Consider the following 16,894-nt stretch of genomic DNA (forward strand, 5'->3'; position numbering starts at 1 on the left):
CGCACCACCAGAAAAATGAGCGTACTCAATTGTGAGCACTTGCCGGAGGGTGTGACCTGCTGGGTGTGGTGCGCCCGACGCGTGAGGTCGTCACTCCAGGCTGCGAGGTGCCGGTCGGACTCGTGCTCCCACCGTGCGCAGTGAGATCGCGACATAGCGATCGGCGATCTCTTCCGGCGCGAGGGGGCCTCCGGAGTGGAACCAGGCGGCCACTGCCTGGCACATGCCGAGGAGTGCGCGACCGGTGTCCGGGGCGTGGTCCACCTCGAACAGGCCCTGTGTCACGCCCTCCTCGATGATCCCGAGGAGCAGCTCCTCCAGTTCCTTGCGCGAAGCCGCGTACTTCTTGCGGTTCGCGGGTTCCAGGTAGCGCAATTCCGAGTCCAGGCCGGCTGTCGCTGCCCGGTGGGTCATGTGCAGCACGATGCACTCGATGACGTTGGCGAACCGCTCCAGTACCCGGCCTTGGGCCGCTGAGTCGGCGAGGCGGGCCCGGTGGAGCACTTCGCTTATCGCGTCCTCCAGTAGTGCGACGAGCAACCCTTGCTTGTTCTCGAAGCGGTAATAGATCATCGGCAGGCTGACTCCGGCTCGGCGGGCGACGTCCCTCACTGATGTGCCGTGGTAGCCGTGTTCGCGGAACTCCTCCAGTGCTGCCGCCAGGATCGGGGGCAGTTCGAGCGGTGCGAACGTTCGCCAATCGTCGATGCGCATGTCCCTGGCCGAGGGGGCACTCCCGCCGGGCTTGGTGGCCGACATCCACTACTCCTCGTGTTGCGGCCGACAGGCCGGTACACGCGATTCTAGCGAACGTTAGCTTTCAACTGTGAGAGACGGTGACGGGAGCCTCCGTGAGCGTCCTCGGACGGTGCACCGGCTTGACCTTTCGCTAAATCACAGTAACTTAGGTGATTAAGTGATCGGCGGTGCTCGGTGGCCACACCCGCGCAGTGCACGACCGGTCAAGGATTCCAAGCCTCCTTGGAGGTCAGGCATGACAACGCAAGCCGCCGCAGACGACCGAATGGCTCTCATCGAACGGTCACTGAAGGCCGGAGACCCGCTGGCCGACGCTGTGATCGCAGAGATGGACGAGCTGGGGCCGTCCGCCCGACGTTTTTTCAACGAAGGACTGAAGAACGGGCTCTCCTCGCTCGATGACGCGCCCCAGGCGATCGCCGCCCTGTTGCGCGAGGTCCAGGCTGTCCCCGACTGGGTGGACGCCGAGAAACTGGCCGCGGGCGAGACCGCGTACCTGTCCGTCGACGTGCAGTGGACCCAGATCGCGCTGGCGCTCGGCTCGCTTCTGCCCGAGTACAGCGCGCCCCGTATCGCGGGTGTTCTCGCCGGTACGGGGCGGTTGGTGACCATCACCCAGCGCCGACTGCAGGAGACGGGCAAGTGGCTCAACAGCGTTGCGCTGCCCGGAGGAATGCTCCTGGGCGGGCCCGGATACCTCGACACGGTTCAAGTACGGCTGATGCACGCGCGAGTGCGCGCGACCCAGCAGAAGCACGGCTGGGACGTGGAGACACTCGGTACGCCGATCAACCAGGTCGACCTGGTGCGCACCTGGCTGGACTTCACGTACAGCCCGCTGAACGCCCTGAAGACGCTGGGGATCACTTTCACCGACGGGGAACTGGCGAGCATCTACCAGTACTGGCACTACGTCGCCTACCTCCTGGGCGTGGACCCCGCTCTGTACCGGAGCATCAACGATCACGAGCAGGCGGGCGAGTGGTACGCCGCGATCGAGGCGGTCAACGGCGAGCCGGACGAGAACTCCATCGCTCTCACCTCGGCCACGCTGGAGGTGCTGATCGCGATGCTTTCGCAGATGACACTCAAAACCCCTGTGCCCCTGACCGCGCAACTCGTCGCGGCCTTCGCCCGCCGCATTCTGGGCGACGAGCTCTGCGACCGGCTCGGCGTGGGCCACTCCGAACTCGGCCCCCTGGTCGACCTGTTCGCTCGCAACAATCAGCAGACCCGGCGCTGGCAGCGCTCGTCTCCCGAGGCCTGGCAGCAGGCGCTGAACGAGACCATCGAGGCCCGGCGCTTCCTGGTGAGCCTCACCGAGGGCGCGACCGTGTACGAGCAGAACGTGGCTGCCTGAGCCGCAAGACAAGGAATCCCCCCATGACTGAGAGCACCACCAGCGAACTGCTGCCCGTGGACGACTCCTTCGGCATCCCGGTGTCGGCGGCGAGCATCGACCGGGCGGCGGACGCGTTGAGCGCGAACGGCTTCACTGTGCGGATCGTGGACACGGCCGCGGACGCGCGCCGGCTCGTGAACGAGATCCTGCCGACGGACAAGACCGTCTTCACCTCCACCAGCGAGACGCTGCGGCTCATCGGCATCACCGAGGACGTCGACGGTTCCGGACGGTTCATGAGTGTCCGGGCGAGCCAGGCCGCCTGGGACCTTCGTGCACGTTACGACGAGGTTCGCCGGACGCGATCCGCCCCCGACGTCGTGGTCGGCAGCGTCCACGCCGTCACTGAGGACGGGCGCCTGGCCACCGCGTCCGCCAGCGGCAGCCAGCTCGCACCCTACGCCTCCGGTGCCGCGCGCGCCGTGTGGGTCGTGGGGGCCCAGAAGATCGTCCCCGACCTGGAGACCGCTCTGCGCCGGATCGACAGCTACTCGTATCCCAAGGAGGACACGCGCGCCCAGCAGGCCTACGGCCAGCGGAGCGTCGTCGCCAAGATCCTCATCAGCAGCCGGGAAGTCGTACCCGGCCGCGCCACCGTCGTCCTGGTGCGCGAAGCCATCGGCTTCTGACACATTCGCGCGCCTACCCTTCCCCCCAGCACCCCGGAGTTCAGCCATGTTCATCACCGCCGCCATAATCGCCGTCCTGCTGGCCCTCGCCTTTCTGGCCGCAGGCGTACCCAAGGTCGCAGGTCAGGCCAAAGCCCTGGCGCAGGCCGACCAACTGGGTGTGCCCCACGGTGTCAACCGGGTCATCGGCACCCTCGAAGTCCTCGGCGCCGCGGGTGCCGTGGTCGGGCTGTGGCTCGCCTGGCTGGGCGTCGCGGCCGGCGCCGGTCTCGCTCTGCTGATGGTCGGTGCCGTGGGCGCGCACGTCCGGGCCAAGGATTCGGGCAAGGCGATCATCCCGGCCGCGGTGTTCGGGCTGCTCGCCGTCGTGTACGTCGTCTTCCGGGCAGCGAGCGCCTGACGGAGTCGATGCGCCGACGAGCACCAAGCAGTTGAACGGCCGACAGCCGGCGGGCCCCAAGGGCACACGGACTGGCGGCTGTTCGCTTTCTGTAGTGGAGGGGCAATGGACCGTTTGGAATGGGTTCGCAGGCACTACGCCGAGTCGGCTCTTGCGCTGGACCCCGATGCCTTCGTCGAGGGTCTGGGCAAGGATGTCCGGATGAGCCGCGGGGCGGCGGTCATTGTGGGGCGACCCGCGATTCGGGAGGCCGTCGAGAAGATGCGAGCCGCCGGCCTTCTCGCCGTCCGGCATGACATCAGCGGCCTGTGGGAGCCCGAGCCCGGTGTGGTGATCGCTGAGGCGACCGTGATGTACCAGTACGAGACCGAGGTGACTCCGGCTGTTCCGGTGGTGAGCGTTTTCCGTTGGCAGGGAGATGAGGCGGTGGATCTTCGCGTGTACATGGACAGTGCACGAGGACCCCAGCGTCCCTCTTGAGCGGCGTGCAGGCGAGATCGCTCTGACCGAAGGTGCGGGCACGCAGTGGTCAAGCCGGTGCTTCTACGAGGCGGGTCCTCTACCAGGCGATGCTCCCGACAGGCAGAGGCTGTGGGGGCGTTGTGAGGGCGGTTGCAGCGGGGTCGGGCAGATCGGCGGGCTCGTCCGTGTCGCGGTAGCGGTCGGAGTTGGCCGAGGCTCTCCTCACCCATGGCCACCTCGAAGCAGCATTGTCCCACTGGCAAGTGTTCCTCGACACCTGCACCCCTGCTCCACTCCGCCCATGTCACGCGACGCCTGCGCGCCATGCGCCGACTCCTGCGCCACAACGGTAGATCTTCGTACAGACATCCATTTGTGAGTCCGGCGGCAGGTAGAACCGTCCTGGTCGATTCGTCGAGGATGTGGCGTCCACCAGACCGTCCCGCATCACAGACCTTCCCGCCTGTCCCAGAAAGCGACTGAGTCCACCCCTGCTCCGACGCAGCGAGGTGGCCTTCTCCGTTTCCCGGCCAGTCAGTTGATCACCTCAACTCCCTGTCCCGTGTGTCGCGAGCGCAGGCGCCAACGGCGCTGCGACGCAGCTCACTCGGTGGTGCGGGCGTCAGGTGGATGACCGGAATCTCCCGGTCGGTCTTCACCTGGTCCTGCGCGAAACGGGGTGCGGCAGCAGTGATCTGCTGCCATGCCTCCTCCCGCGCCATGCCGTGGAGTTGCTCGGCGGCGACCTCCACATTGCGGCCTCCGACCTCCACCCGTACCTTGCCGAGGCGGGCGGCGAGGTTGTGGTACCAGGCCGAATTCTTCGTCGCTCCGGCGGCCGAGGCCACATCGCGGTTCATGCAGCCCCCGCACGCGAAATCGTCCACCGAAGAGGGGGAAGATCATGGGCAGGTCCTGCGACCAAGGGAAGCGGGTACACCGGCTGAACTGCAGCGATCCATGGCTGACCAGCGGAAACAGAGCCCGGAGGGCAGGGTTTGCGTATGCCGCCTCTACAAGGGCCTTGTCGATGAGGTTCGCGTCCATCTCGCGCACGACCTGCCACTTGGCTGCCACAGGGTCGTCCGGTGCTGTCCCGAGTATGTCCTTCTCTGCCATGCTCGGACATTAGCTGACTCTGCAACCGCTGCTTCTTACGCCGCCGTTCGCCTTCCTCGCTGATGAGGCACTGCTTCACCACTACCTCATCGGCCACCTCCGTCAGGTGGCTCCCCTCAACAGCACCGGTCACTCCGGCGGCACCTCGCGACTTGTCACACGCTCATTCAGCCATGGTCTCGTGCATGGCGGGCCGTATCTCGCAATCGGGCTACTCGGTGATCAGCCCGCGAACTCGTCCGCGGAGCGGGCGTCATGGGCCTTGCGCAAGGACAGGACCTCGTCCACGTGCTCCGCGGCCCAGGTGCTGATCGGCTCCACGACGGGCCGCAGGGAGTGGCCCAGCGGGGTCAGTTCGTACTCCACGCGGGGCGGGACCTCGGCGAAGACCGTGCGGGTGAGCAGGCCGTCGCGTTCCATCCCCCGCAGTGTGTAGGTGAGGACCTTGGGCGTCACGTGATGAAGCACCCCCCGCAGTTCGCTGAACCGCTTGGGGCCGTCGCCCAGGTTCAGCACGATCAGCACCGACCACTTGTCACCGATGCGGTCGAGCACCAGCCGGGACGGGCAGCAGATCTCGGATTCGTCGGCAGCTTCGTTCACCATATCCAAAGGGTACTTCAGTATCTTTGAAGTAACCAGTATCCCATTGATACCTTCTAGGTGACGGCGTGTGCGCTGCACACGCGATGACTACAAGGAGGTCATGGGATGCGCATCTTGCTGTTCGGAGCCACCGGGATGATCGGCAGCCGGATCGCTGCCGAGGCGGGCGAGCGGGGCCACGAGGTGACCGGTGCCACGCGCAGCGGGAAGGACGGCACCCTCGCGGCGGACGCGAGCGACGCCGACACCGTCGCGCGCCTGGCGGCCGGCCACGACGCGGTGGTCCTGACGGTGTCACCGCCACGAGGCGGCATCGAGGCCACCGAGTCACTCCTGGAGGTGGGCCGCGGCGTACTGGACGGCGTACGCAGGGCCGGGGTGCGTCGCCTGGTGGTGGTGGGCGGCGCGGGCAGCCTGGAGGTCTCCCCCGGTGTACGGGTCGTCGACACCCCCGGGTTCCCCGAGGACGCCCTGCCGCCGGTTCGCGCCCAGGTGGCGCTGTTCGAGCTTGTCCGGGACAACGCCGACGACCTGGAATGGACCTACCTCTCCCCGCCCGCGATGATCACGCCCGGCGAGCGCACGGGCGCGTACCGGACAGGCGATCACCAACTGCTCAGCGACGGCGAGGGCAACAGCCACATCAGCACCGAGGACTACGCCGTCGCCCTCGTCGACGAGTTGCAGCGGGGCGAGCTCACCCGCCGCCTCGTCCACGTCGCGTACTGACCGGCTCACACAAACGGAAAAGTTGGCACGTCACCAGCACGGGTTGTGTCGGTTGCCAACCAAATATCAGAGGAGCACCCCATGACGAACAACAACAGCACCGCCGACGCGGTCGGCGTGGTCGAGGCGTACATGAAAGCGCTGCAGATCAAGGACACTGACACGATCTTGCGGCTCTACGCCGACGAGGCCGAGATCATCCCCGAGAACTTGCCCAGCCTGCGCGGCCGCGACGCCGTTGACTCCTTCTACGCCAGCACCTTCGCCGCCATCGGGATGGAGGTCAACGTGGAGGTGGTCTCGACCGAGGTCTACGACGAGATCGCGATCGTCCGATCCGAGCAGCCCGTCACGGTGATTGCCGTGGCCGACGGCACTCGCTCCCAGGCCTACTTCCGCGAGCTGTTCGTGCTGCGTCGCACCCCGGACGGGTGGCGCATCCACAAGTACATGTTCTCCCAGAGCCCAGGGCAGGCCTAGAAGCCGGCGGTCACCGATCACGGTCGCGAAAGGCGCACAAGCCCGAGGATCTGGGCCGACTGTGGCTCGAGCGCGCCGAGGCCGGGGACACCGACGGCGTGCTCGCGCTGTACGACCGCATCGGTGCCCTGTACTTCCAGGGTTCGGCCAGCACCGGCTACAGCGGACTGTGCAAAGCCTACGAGGCGATGCTGGCCGGCACCCCGAAGATGCCCTCACATCCCAACGGCACGCCGCGTCGTCGGCGACCTGGCACTGACCTCCACCGTGCTGCCCCTGGAGAACCCGGTACTGCCGGGGTGCCAGTGGGCGATCGAGGAGTGCTTTCAGGCTGCGAAGAACGAGTGGGGCCTGGATCAGTACGAGGTCCGCCGTTACGTCGGCTGGACGCGGCACATCACCCTGGCCATGCTTGCGCACGCCTTTCTCGCGGTGACGGTGGCGCAGGCAGCGGCAAAGGGGCTGCAGAAACGGTTCCACCTTGGTTCCGCTCACCGTGGCGGAAGTCCGCCGGCTGCTGGCAGTTGGCCTCGCGCACCGACCCGGCCCGCCGCTTCGCATCCACGCGATGAGCTGGTCGCGGTGGCGGCGCAGGCGTCAGGCGTCGCCAGACACTGCCACTACCGGCGACGATGCCACTCGTTGGAGGGGCGGTCCGGCAAGACCGCCCCTGACACACCATCAGCCCACTACGCTCCCGGCGATGGCTCTGACCAGCCCAGATAGCGAACGCTGCTGGAGTACTAGGCCGTCCTAAGGGCTTGCAGCCCGCCGGTGACAACAAGCCTGCCTATGTGACAACTACCGTGCTTCGGCTCACTCGTCCACGAGACAGAGCAGATCTCAAACGCGGTCTCAGCTTGGCACCGCCTTTGCGGCGTATCCGCTTCATCACCCACTTGTTGAACCACTTGGGTTCAAGTGGAGGGTTGATCTACGTTCTGCCGCGCGTTCGTGCCGTTCGACAGCGTCAGTTGGCTGCCGCGGGGAGGACGCCCATCCGGCCGCTGCGGTAGTCCTCGACGGCCTGGACGATCTCGTCGTGAGTGTTCATCACGAACGGGCCGTAGGCCGCGAGCGGTTCGCCGATGGGGAGCCCGCCCAGCAGCAGGACTTCCATCTCGCCGGTGCGATTCGTCTGGTGGTCGTCCGCCGTCACGGTGAGCGCACCGCCCGCGCCGAAATAGGCGATGCGGCCTTCGTCCACAGGGCGCCGCTCGGCGCCGACGGAGCCCTGACCGGACAGCACGTACGCCATGGCGGAGAAGTCGGGCCGCCAGGGCAGCCGGAGTCGGGCGCCCGGCGCGATCGAGGCGTGCACGAGGGTGATCGGTGTGTGCGTCGCTCCGGGACCGCGATGTCCGGCGATCTCCCCGGCGATGACACGCAGCAGCGCTCCGCCGTCCTGCGAGGCCAGCAACGCCAGCCGGGAGCCGGCGATGTCCTGGTAGCGCGGTGGGGCCATCTTCAGTTCGCTCGGGAGGTTCACCCACAGTTGAACGCCCTGGACGACGCCGCCTTCCATGACCAGGCGTTCCGACGGGCTTTCGTGGTGCTGGACGCCTGAGCCCGCCGTCATCCACTGGGTGTCGCCGCCTCGGATGATCCCACCACCGCCGTGGGTGTCCTCGTGTTCGATCTCGCCGTCGATCAGGTAGGTGACGGTCTCGAAGCCCCGGTGCGGATGCCAGGGCCGTCCTTTCGCCGTCCGCGGCTCGAGGACGGTGTCGGCGCGGTGGTCGAGCAGGAGGAACGGGTCGGACATCCGCATCCCTGCACCGGGGGTAGGGAATACCCGACGTACACCGAAACCCTCCGTGGGTTCCTCGTCCACACCGGTCTTGAGATGGGCGACCGGTCGGTCGACGGTGATCTCGGACAGGTCGGGAACGCGGGGCAGGACCAGCAGGTCTGGAACGGATATCGCGGGCATGGGAATCTCCTGTGTGTCAGTGGGCCGGGCAGGGCCGCTCGGTCACTCCGAGGCGGCTGTGTCGCCGTAGTCCGGTTTCCATTGCGCCGAGGCGATCGCCTTGCGCAGCTGCTTCTCGGTCGCCTTGGGTGCCACGCCGTCCTCGACCGCTGCCAGCGCGGCGGCCAGCGCGATGTCCCGGGCGGCCGCTCGCATCCCGCTCAGGGGCGGGAGAAGCCGGGCCGGTCCGTCGCCGTCCTGAACCTCCGTTGCGCAGCGTGCGATGGCGCGGGCGGCGGCGACCAGCATGTGGTCGGTGACGCGGGCGGCCCGGCTCGCGGTCACCGCAAGTCCGATGGCGGGGAAGACGTACACGTTGTTGGCCTGGGCCACTGTCACCTCGTGCCCGTCGACCTTCAGCGGTGCGAACGGCGAGCCGGTGGCGATCAGCGCCGTGCCGTTCGTCCAGCGGTGCAGGTCCGCGGGGTCGGCCTCGGCGTTCGATGTGGGGTTGGAGAGCGGGAAGATGACGGGCCGTTCGCAGGTGGATGCCATCTGCCGCACGATCGCCTCGGTGAACGCGCCCCGCGCCGTCGACAGCCCGATGAGTGCGGTCGGCGCGGTGCGGCGCACCACCTCGGCGAGGCCGGTGTCGTTCCATTCGGCCACTTCGTCGTCGTCACGTGCGTAGAGCCGCTGTTCGTCGGTCAGGCCGGTTCGTGAGCGCACCAGCAGTCCGTCCACGTCGACCACCCAGAAGCGCGCGGTGGCCGCGGCTACGGAGACTCCTTCCTCGGTCATCGCCGTGCGGATCATGTCGGCGACACCGATGGCGGCCGAACCCGCGCCCAGGACCACCAGACGCTGTTGCGCCAGCGGCGTGCCGGAGATGTCGGCCGCGGTGGACAGGGCGTCGCCGAGCGCCACGGCGGCGGTGCCCTGGATGTCGTCGTTGAAGGTGAGCAGACGGTCGCGGTAGCGGGTGAGGATGGGACGCGCGTGGGCGGTGGCGAAGTCCTCCCACTGGAGCAGGGTGTTCGGCAGCTCCGCCTCGACAGCCGAGACGAACGACTCGATCATCTCGTCGTACTCCGCGCCGGTGAGGCGGCGGCTGCGTCGGCCGAGGTACCGCGGATCGGCGAGCAGTTCATCATTGTCCGTACCGACGTCCAGAAGGATCGGCAGCGTGCGTGCCGGGGCGATGCCGCCGATGGCCGTGTACAGACTCAGCTTGCCGATCGGGATGCCCATGCCGCCCACGCCCAGGTCGCCCAGGCCGAGGATGCGCTGCCCGTCGGTGACCACGATGACGTCGACGTCCTGGTCGTCGTGCGGCCGGTTGCGCAGGATCTCCCGGAACCTGTGCCGGTCCTCCCAGGAGAGGAACAGGCCGCGCGGTCGGCGGTATATCGAGCTGAACTGCCGGCAGGCATCCCCGACGGTCGGGGTGTAGACGACCGGGAGCACTTCTTCGAGGTGCTCCGTCACGAGACGGTAGAAGAGGACCTCGTTGGTGTCCTGCAGCTGTCGCAGGTAGATGTGCTGGTTGAGGGGCTTGGCATAGTTGAGATAGGCCTCGTAGGCCCGGGCCACCTGCGCCTTGAGGGTTTCCACGGCGGGCGGCAGCAGACCGTCGAGGTTGAGCCGGGCACGTTCGCTCGGGCTGAACGCCGTCCCCTTGTTGAGGAGAGGGTCGGCGAGGACGGCGGTGCCGCGGTGTTCGGAGTTCGGGCGGCTGTGGGGCATCACGGATTCCCAAGGGTTTACGGACAGTTGAGGAGGCCGTGGCCGACCGCGCCGGTTGCGACGCCGTCGGCCACCATGCCCGGGTCAGGGGAAGACGGGCCCCTTCTTCTCGTGTGCGAGGACGTCCTCGACCAGCGCCTTCAGGTTCGCCACGGACTGCGCCTCGGTCTCGGGCGTCGCTGCCCGCGATTCCTGCGAACCGCCGCCGTTGACGATCCGTCGGAACAGGGTGCCGTCGGGGACCTGCTCGAAGGTGTACGAGATGGAGCCGGGAGTACCCACGAGCTCGATGGTCACGTGCTTGGCGCGCTCGTACGCCGCGACCTGCCAGGTCAGTTCCCTGGACCCCTCGGCGGTGCGGATGAACTCGGTGAACTCGTCGCCCGGAAGGAACGGGCGCTGGACAGTGCCCGTGACGGCCCGGGTGAGGACGTGCCACTGCGGCCAGAAGCGGACCTGCGTGATGATGTCGAAGACCTGCTCGGGAGAGCCGTTGATCGTGGTTTCCATGGGAATGGGGGCCATGGACGTGCTCCTTCGCTTGGTGCGTGGATGTGGGGGGCTGGCCGGGCGGGGCGCCTGAGCGCTTCGCCCGGTGGTCAGTTCTTCTTGAAGAGCGCGCCGGCGCCGTCGGCGACGGTCTCCAGGCCGAGGGTGCGCAGCACCTTCCAGGACGTGGCCGCGGCCGCCGTGACGACAGGCAGACCGAGACGCTTCTCCGCGTCAGGGATGGCGGGAAGGGAGGGCATCTGGACGCAGGCGGAGAGCACGACGGCGTCCACGCCGCGGGTGTCGAGTCCGGCCGCGATGTCCGGCAGCCGGGACGGGTCCAGGCGGCCGACGGCGAGGTTGTCGTCGACCTCCAGGCTGATGGAGTCCTGGACCTCGATGCCCTCGGACTCGATGTAGCCGGCCACCAGGGCGGTCAGCGGCTTCATATAGGGCGTGACGATGGACACCTTCTTGGCGCCGAGGTGGTGCAGTCCCTCCACCAGGGCGCCGGCGCTGGAGAGGACGTCCACCGCGCAGCCGTTCTCCGCCGCGGTGCGGGTCAGGTCCGCCTCGATGCCCCGGTGCACGCCGTTGCCCTGGGACATGATCGCGACGAGGCACGCGTACGCCATCACCTCGACCTGCGCGTCGGCGAGTTCAACCGCCGCGCGGCCCGCGTCGGCGTTCATCGCGGCCAGCTCGCTCTTCTCGACGGTCTTCATCCGCATACGGCTGGCATGGAAAGTGAACTGATCACCCGTCAGCGCGCTCTGCCGACGGAGGATCTCCGGGATCTCGGTCTCCATGGTGGTGTTCGAACTCGGCACCAGCAGGCCGATCCGGTGACTGGACATGACTGCTCCTTCGTAAGCCGGCCCGCGACGTGGCAGACGCCGACCGGCGGGGGATGACGGGGGGATGACGGAGTGAGGGACGGCCGGCTGCGAGGCCGGCGACCGGGGGGTCAGGTAGGCAGAGTGCTTCGCTCCGCGTGGAGGGTGGACTGCAGCAGATGGTCGAGCGACGACCAGATCGCCTCGGGGCTCTGGAGGTGGGGATAGTGCCCCGTTCCGGCGACCACGGCGGCCTCGGGATATGCCTTGACGAGGTCGGACGGCCGGCAGAGCGGGTCGTGTTCCCCGGCGGCGAGCACGATCTCCTGCGCCTTGCAGGCCGCTATCAGCCCGGGCAGATCCGAGGCACCGACGGACAGGACAGCGGGGTCCGCCACGGGCTCCCACTGGTCCCCGTCGCCGATCACCAGGGAGTCGCACAAGGGGGAGTCCGTTGTCACCACGTCGCTCATCGCGGCCGCACTCAGTACGAACCCCAGGGCATCGTTCCGCGTGGCGAAGACGGGCGCGGGGGCGGCGGCCGCGGTGGTCATCAGGTCCCGTTCCTCTGTGGACCAGACCGGTTTCACGCCTATCGCGCACACGGTGGTCACGTCGATGCCGAACCACCCGCTGGCGAGCGTGAGGGCGACCACGCCGCCGAGGGAGTGGCCGAGGATGTGTACCGGTACGCCGCGGGGCACCTGTTCGGTCACGGCGTCGGCGACCTCGGCCGCGATCCGGCCGTAGCTGTAGTGGGCCAGACGCGGCGAGCGCCCGTGCCCGGGGAGGTCCGGCACCAGCCAGCTGCCCGGCCACCGTTCCCGCAGGAGGCCCTCGACGGCCTTCCAGACCTGGCCGTCGCCCAGGCCGCCGTGGAGCAGCACCAGCACCGGCCCGTCGGGCCCCCCACCGTGGCGGAGATGCAGTCCGCGGCTTGCGGAGGGACGCGACGCAGGGTTGTCCGGTGACATCGTCATCGCCTCCTAGGCGTTCGGGACGTGGGTGAGGTAGTCGAAGACCGGCTCGGCGGGGGCCAGCGACAGGTCGGTCAGGATGTGGCTCGCCGAGACCACTTCGACGACCGGCAGGTCGGCGAGCGGGGCGAGGACATGGTGGAAGAGCTGGAGGCGGGCGGGGCCCGTCCAGGCTTCCTTGACGGTGATGTCGGTGATCCGGGTGCGGACGAGGTCGGCGACGCGGGGCCTGAAGTCATAGCCGGGCACGATCTTCACCATGTACGTCGGCACGGTGATCTGCCGGAGAGCCTCCTCCGGGTCGAGCCGCCGGTGTTTGTAGCCCATGGTCGCCGTGGCCACGCTCAGGGTCCCGAAGTCGAGGGTGCCCACGAGCGTGCCGTGGTCGACGTACAGGCGTGGAGTGCCCAGCACCTTGGGATAGGCGGACAGTTCCCGGCCGCCGGCCGTGGCCGGGAAGTTGTCGAGGTACATGGCGTGCAGGTACTCGCCCTGCTCGCCCTCGAAGTCCACCGGGATCGCGATGCCGGCCTCGGTGTAGGGGCCGAAGCCTCCGACGTCGCCCATGTGCATGACCTCGAACCGCACGAGGGGTTCGCCGATCGTCAGCGGCTCGGGTACGACGGCCCGCAGTGCCTCCGGGTCGGTGCGGTAGACGATGTTGAGGTACTCCCGGTCGATGAACCGGGTGCCGGACGGCGTCGGGTAGGCGGGCGCGGTCAGCGGTGTGTTCAGGCTGCTGACGACCTGATCTGCGTGCATGACAGGACTCCGATCAGGCGTTGCGCCAGCTGGCGAGGTAGTCGGAGTCCTCGCTGGCCAGGGCGGCTTCGCCGATGTCGAGCGGGCGGAAGGTGTCGATCATGACGGCGCGCAGGTTCTTGATCTCGATGCGGCCGGCGTTGTAGGCGTCGACGGACTTCTCCAGCTCGTTCGTGTGCGGGCCGTGGATGAAGCCGGCGGGGTGCCAGGTGATGGCGCCCGTCTCGATGCCGTGCCCTGCACGCGCGCCGCCCGCCGCCTCCACGTAGAACATCAGCTCGTCGGAGTCGACGTTGGCGTGGTTGTAGGGGACGATCACCGCGTCAGGGTGGTACTCGACCTTGTGCGGCACGAACGAGCAGATGACGAAGCCCGGTGCCTCGAAGGTCTGGAAGGTCGGCGGCGGTTGGTGGATCCGGCCGATGATCGGCTCGTAGTCGTCCATGCTGAACGCGTACGGGTAGAGCTGCCCGTCCCAGCCCACGACGTCGAAGGGGTGGTGGGCGTAGGTGTAGCGCGTGCCGCCGGCCCGGTGACGCACATACACGTCGACGTTCTCGCCCTCCACGACGAGGGGCTCCGAAGGGCCTCGCAGATCCCGCTCGCAGTACGGGGAGTGCTCCAGGAACTGGCCGCGGGCGGACAGGTAGCGCTTGGGCGGGCGGATGCCGCCGGTCGACTCCGCGATGAGGAGTCGTACAGGCTCCTCACCGGTCGGCACCCACCGGTGCGTCGCGGAGGTCGGCATGATGACGAAGTCGCGCGGGCCGACCTCCAGCGAGCCGAAGACGGTCTCGACGCGGGCGGTGCCGGACTCGACGAAGTACATCTCGTCGCCCATGGCGTTGCGGTACAGCGGGCTGGGCCGATCGGCGACGACGTAGCTGACCCGCACGTCCGGGTTGGCGGCCAGCAGACGGCGGCCGGTGACTGCGTCGCCTCCCTCGTCCACTTTGTGGGTGCGGACCAGACGGGGCTTGAGAGGGTGGTTGGGCGTGGTGCCCTGCCCCGTGATCTCCCAGGCATCGACCGCGACAACGTCGGTGGGAGCGTAGGTGTGGTAGAGCAGCGCGGAGTCGGACGAGAAGCCCTCGGTGCCCATCAGTTCCTCGCGGTACAGCCCGCCGTCGGGCTTACGGAACTGGACGTGTCGCTTGTGGGGCACCTGTCCCACGGAACGGTAGAACGGCATTTCTGCCTCCAGGGGGGTTGGGTGGTGCTGTGGTGCTCTGGTTCGGCGGTGAGGGCGTCAGGACGCGTCGAGGCGCTCGCCCAGCCACTTGGTGACGATCTCTCCGGCGGCCTCGCGCGGGTTGTAGTCGATCGGTGCGTTCGGCAGCAGGAAGAGGTAGTGGTGCGCGTGGGCGAGGGTCGTGAACGTCTTGTCACCTGCCGGGATGCGGGAGAAGATCTCCTCCTGCTCCTCCGGGTAGGCGTCGGTGTCGCCGAGCGGTGCGACGACCAGGGTGGGTACGTCGATGTGCTCGGCGGCATGGGCCCACTCGGCCTGGGCCGACAGACCGCTCCAGGTCGCCAGCCAGGCACGTGCGGTCAGGATCCGGCCCAGCGCGTTGGGGCCGTAGGAGCCCCGCAACGGATGGCCGCCCGAGAAGATGCTCCCCGGCACGCGGTGGTTGGGGTGGATGCTCGGGTCCGTGTGTGCCGGGTTGGCGACCGTTCCGTAGATGCTCAGATACGGCGACATCAGTGCCCTGCGAGCCGTGGGCGAGCCGAGCTTCTCCCGGTCGACGGCCTGCCTCGCCTCTTCGTAGTCCGCGATCAGGGAGCGGGCGATGACATCCAGACGGCGGGCGCGGGCACGCTGGCCCTCGCGGTAGGTGGCGAGCCACTCGGTGTCGTACTTGCTCGGCTCCGGGAACGGCTGGTAGCCGTTGTCGGGGTTGAACATGTCCAACGCCGGGTCGATCGCCGTCGGGTTGGACTCGTCGACGATCGCCGGGTCGAGCATGTTGAGCATGATGATGCCCTCGCCGGCGTGCGGGGCCAGGGCGACGTAGAAGTCGGCCGGCGGCATGTCCTCCGTGGCGAAGCGGGTCGGCGTGCCGTGCGGGCCGTGGGTGTGGCGCTCCTCGGGCGGGAGGGCAGCCTGCCACTGGTAGTAGGACAGCAGGGAGGTGCCGCCGCTGCTGCCGATGAGCACGATCTTCTCGAAGCCGCGGTCCTTGAGCATCCGGATGCCTGCCGCGGTGTCGAGGACGACCTCCTCGTGCACCATGTCGCTGTCGTTGTTCAGTGCACGGCTGGTCTGTCCCCACACCGCGTATCCCGCCTCCAGCAGGTACGGGCTCAGGTACTGCCGGGACTGGTTCTCCCGCGGGTGCATGAACACCGCGACGGTCTTGGGCTTCGGGCCCGGCGGCAGGTGCAGGAGACCGAAGGAGAAGGCCCCGTCGGAAGCCGTGATGTCGACGAACTCACGCTGCGTCCCAGCCGGAAGCTGGTCCGTCCGGTAGGCGTTGACGCTGCCTCGCGCCCGGCGCTCGGGAGTGACGAACAACTCGGGAAGCGGAGTATCGGGGAGTCGGTACCTGCTCTGTGCAGTCATGTCGGGTCCTCACAAAGGCGCCAGCAAGGGAAAGCTCGTAATCACATATTCATATGGGAAAGGTGGAAAGTCAAGTGAGGGTCGGCCATAATGGCCTGGAGACGCTCACGCAGTTGTGGTCAGGAGAGGCCGTGTACATGTCGAACGAGTCCGGTGTTGACGGGATCGCGAGTCCCGCGGCGGACGACGGGGACGTCCTCAATCCGGACGTCCCGATGCAGCAGCAGATCTACCGGCAGCTACGTGCGGAGATCCTCGACGGGCTGTGGGTGGGCCGCACGGACTTTCCCGGCGAGCGCGAGCTGGCCGAGCGCTTCAAGGTCAGTGTGGTGACGGCCCGGACCCCGCTCGAGCGTCTGGGCGAGGAAGGCTTGGTCGAGCGCGGTCGCGGCAAGCGTCCGCGGGCCGTCTACATGCCCCCGAGCCCTGGCGACCAGGATGACCTGCCGGTCTTCTACCCGGAGGAGGAATCCTCGGAGTACGGGTATGAGCTGCTGCAGGTCGGCGTGGATGTCGCCCCCGCCGAGGCCTGCCGGGTGTTCGGGCTGCCGCCGGGCAGCAAGCTGTGGCAGTGCGTCCGGCTGCGGATCTACCGGGGTCTTCCGCACGTCGTCTCGCACAATGTGCAGTTGCCCGAACTGGGCGAGCGCCACAGCCTCGAAGACCTCAAGACCAAGCCCATGATGTCGATCCTGGCCGCGGAGGGTGTCGACGTCACCACGATCCGCAGACGGCTGCACGCCGGTACCGCGCCGCCGATCGTCTCCCGCCACCTGGGTCTGTACCTCGACACGCCGGTGTCCGTGTGCGTGCTGACACTGCTCGATGAGAACGACGCCCCCGTCGAGTGGATAAGGGCGTATGTCGACCCGAAGCTGCCGGTGCGCGAGGAAGTCCGCGACGTGCACAAGGGGTACTGGGTGATCCCGAGCCGCCAGCAGGGCTGACCGGCCGGCGGGCCTGAACGCCCGGGTTTTCGACGGTTCCTTGGGCGTGCGACGGACACGAGGACGGCGCCCA

At 68.0% G+C, this 16,894-nt stretch carries 18 protein-coding genes and 2 pseudogenes; 8 read left to right on the plus strand and 12 right to left on the minus strand.

The window, feature by feature from the left end; genetic code table 11:
* Positions 1–90: 90 nt before the first annotated feature.
* Positions 91–759 (minus strand): TetR/AcrR family transcriptional regulator, encoded by a 669-nt coding sequence (locus JIX56_RS40845; protein ID WP_257548638.1) that lies wholly within the window; start codon positions 757–759, stop codon positions 91–93.
* Positions 760–994: 235 nt separating this feature from the next.
* On the opposite strand from JIX56_RS40845, the gene JIX56_RS40850 reads away from it, so the two are divergent.
* From JIX56_RS40850 to JIX56_RS40865, 4 genes are all read left to right on the plus strand, one after another.
* Positions 995–2,119 carry an oxygenase MpaB family protein gene (locus JIX56_RS40850; RefSeq protein ID WP_257548639.1) on the plus strand — a complete coding sequence of 375 codons (1,125 nt, stop codon included), beginning with the start codon at positions 995–997 and terminating at the stop codon, positions 2,117–2,119.
* Between the two features lie 23 nt (positions 2,120–2,142).
* Positions 2,143–2,790: a lactate utilization protein gene (locus JIX56_RS40855; RefSeq protein WP_257548641.1), complete on the plus strand. Its 648-nt coding sequence runs from the start codon at positions 2,143–2,145 to the stop codon at positions 2,788–2,790.
* A gap of 46 nt (positions 2,791–2,836) precedes the next feature.
* Positions 2,837–3,190: a DoxX family protein gene (locus JIX56_RS40860; protein WP_257548643.1), complete on the plus strand. Its 354-nt coding sequence runs from the start codon at positions 2,837–2,839 to the stop codon at positions 3,188–3,190.
* A gap of 105 nt (positions 3,191–3,295) precedes the next feature.
* Positions 3,296–3,670, plus strand: a complete 375-nt coding sequence (locus tag JIX56_RS40865) for a hypothetical protein (RefSeq protein WP_257548645.1) — start codon at positions 3,296–3,298, stop codon at positions 3,668–3,670.
* A gap of 524 nt (positions 3,671–4,194) precedes the next feature.
* On the opposite strand, the gene JIX56_RS40870 is transcribed toward JIX56_RS40865, so the two are convergent.
* From JIX56_RS40870 to JIX56_RS40880, 3 genes and pseudogenes are all read right to left on the minus strand, one after another.
* Positions 4,195–4,512 (minus strand): nitroreductase family deazaflavin-dependent oxidoreductase, encoded by a 318-nt coding sequence (locus tag JIX56_RS40870; RefSeq protein ID WP_257548646.1) that lies wholly within the window; start codon positions 4,510–4,512, stop codon positions 4,195–4,197.
* Between the two features lie 52 nt (positions 4,513–4,564).
* Positions 4,565–4,771 (minus strand): annotated as a pseudogene (locus JIX56_RS47760) (DUF6193 family natural product biosynthesis protein); the annotation flags it as partial.
* Positions 4,772–4,993: 222 nt separating this feature from the next.
* The gene (locus JIX56_RS40880; RefSeq protein WP_181867456.1) at positions 4,994–5,377 is read right to left on the minus strand and encodes a winged helix-turn-helix transcriptional regulator; all 384 of its coding nucleotides are present in this window, start codon (positions 5,375–5,377) and stop codon (positions 4,994–4,996) included.
* Positions 5,378–5,482: 105 nt separating this feature from the next.
* Between JIX56_RS40880 and JIX56_RS40885 the strand changes: the two genes are divergently transcribed.
* The 3 genes and pseudogenes from JIX56_RS40885 to JIX56_RS48185 form a co-directional block, all read left to right on the plus strand.
* Positions 5,483–6,106, plus strand: a complete 624-nt coding sequence (locus JIX56_RS40885) for an NAD(P)-dependent oxidoreductase (protein ID WP_257548648.1) — start codon at positions 5,483–5,485, stop codon at positions 6,104–6,106.
* Positions 6,107–6,187: 81 nt separating this feature from the next.
* On the plus strand, positions 6,188–6,586 hold the full coding sequence (locus JIX56_RS40890) for a YybH family protein (RefSeq protein WP_257548650.1): 399 nt from the start codon (positions 6,188–6,190) through the stop codon (positions 6,584–6,586).
* Positions 6,587–6,883: 297 nt separating this feature from the next.
* A pseudogene (locus tag JIX56_RS48185) lies at positions 6,884–7,158 on the plus strand (IS701 family transposase); the annotation flags it as partial.
* A gap of 398 nt (positions 7,159–7,556) precedes the next feature.
* On the opposite strand, the gene JIX56_RS40900 reads toward JIX56_RS48185, so the two are convergent.
* The 8 genes from JIX56_RS40900 to JIX56_RS40935 form a co-directional block, all read right to left on the minus strand.
* Complete coding sequence (locus tag JIX56_RS40900) at positions 7,557–8,519, minus strand: pirin family protein (protein ID WP_257548652.1); 963 nt, start codon at positions 8,517–8,519, stop codon at positions 7,557–7,559.
* Positions 8,520–8,561: 42 nt separating this feature from the next.
* Positions 8,562–10,244 (minus strand): NAD-dependent malic enzyme, encoded by a 1,683-nt coding sequence (locus tag JIX56_RS40905; RefSeq protein WP_257548654.1) that lies wholly within the window; start codon positions 10,242–10,244, stop codon positions 8,562–8,564.
* Between the two features lie 84 nt (positions 10,245–10,328).
* Positions 10,329–10,769, minus strand: coding sequence for an SRPBCC family protein (locus tag JIX56_RS40910; RefSeq protein ID WP_257548655.1), 441 nt, complete (start codon positions 10,767–10,769; stop codon positions 10,329–10,331).
* A 74-nt stretch (positions 10,770–10,843) separates the two neighbouring features.
* Positions 10,844–11,590, minus strand: a complete 747-nt coding sequence (locus JIX56_RS40915; RefSeq protein WP_306819908.1) for a maleate cis-trans isomerase family protein — start codon at positions 11,588–11,590, stop codon at positions 10,844–10,846.
* Positions 11,591–11,700: 110 nt separating this feature from the next.
* Positions 11,701–12,549: an alpha/beta fold hydrolase gene (locus tag JIX56_RS40920; RefSeq protein ID WP_257548657.1), complete on the minus strand. Its 849-nt coding sequence runs from the start codon at positions 12,547–12,549 to the stop codon at positions 11,701–11,703.
* A gap of 6 nt (positions 12,550–12,555) precedes the next feature.
* A complete protein-coding gene (locus JIX56_RS40925) occupies positions 12,556–13,308 on the minus strand; it encodes an acetoacetate decarboxylase (protein WP_257548659.1) in 753 nt (250 codons plus the stop codon).
* Positions 13,309–13,321: 13 nt separating this feature from the next.
* Positions 13,322–14,500, minus strand: a complete 1,179-nt coding sequence (locus tag JIX56_RS40930; RefSeq protein WP_257548661.1) for a homogentisate 1,2-dioxygenase — start codon at positions 14,498–14,500, stop codon at positions 13,322–13,324.
* A 57-nt stretch (positions 14,501–14,557) separates the two neighbouring features.
* On the minus strand, positions 14,558–15,874 hold the full coding sequence (locus JIX56_RS40935; RefSeq protein ID WP_257548663.1) for a hypothetical protein: 1,317 nt from the start codon (positions 15,872–15,874) through the stop codon (positions 14,558–14,560).
* Positions 15,875–16,011: 137 nt separating this feature from the next.
* Between JIX56_RS40935 and JIX56_RS40940 the strand changes: the two genes are divergently transcribed.
* A complete protein-coding gene (locus JIX56_RS40940; protein ID WP_257548665.1) occupies positions 16,012–16,821 on the plus strand; it encodes a GntR family transcriptional regulator in 810 nt (269 codons plus the stop codon).
* The last annotated feature ends 73 nt before the right edge of the window (positions 16,822–16,894 follow it).

This window comes from Streptomyces sp. CA-210063, from assembly GCF_024612015.1.
GTDB lineage: Bacteria > Actinomycetota > Actinomycetes > Streptomycetales > Streptomycetaceae > Streptomyces.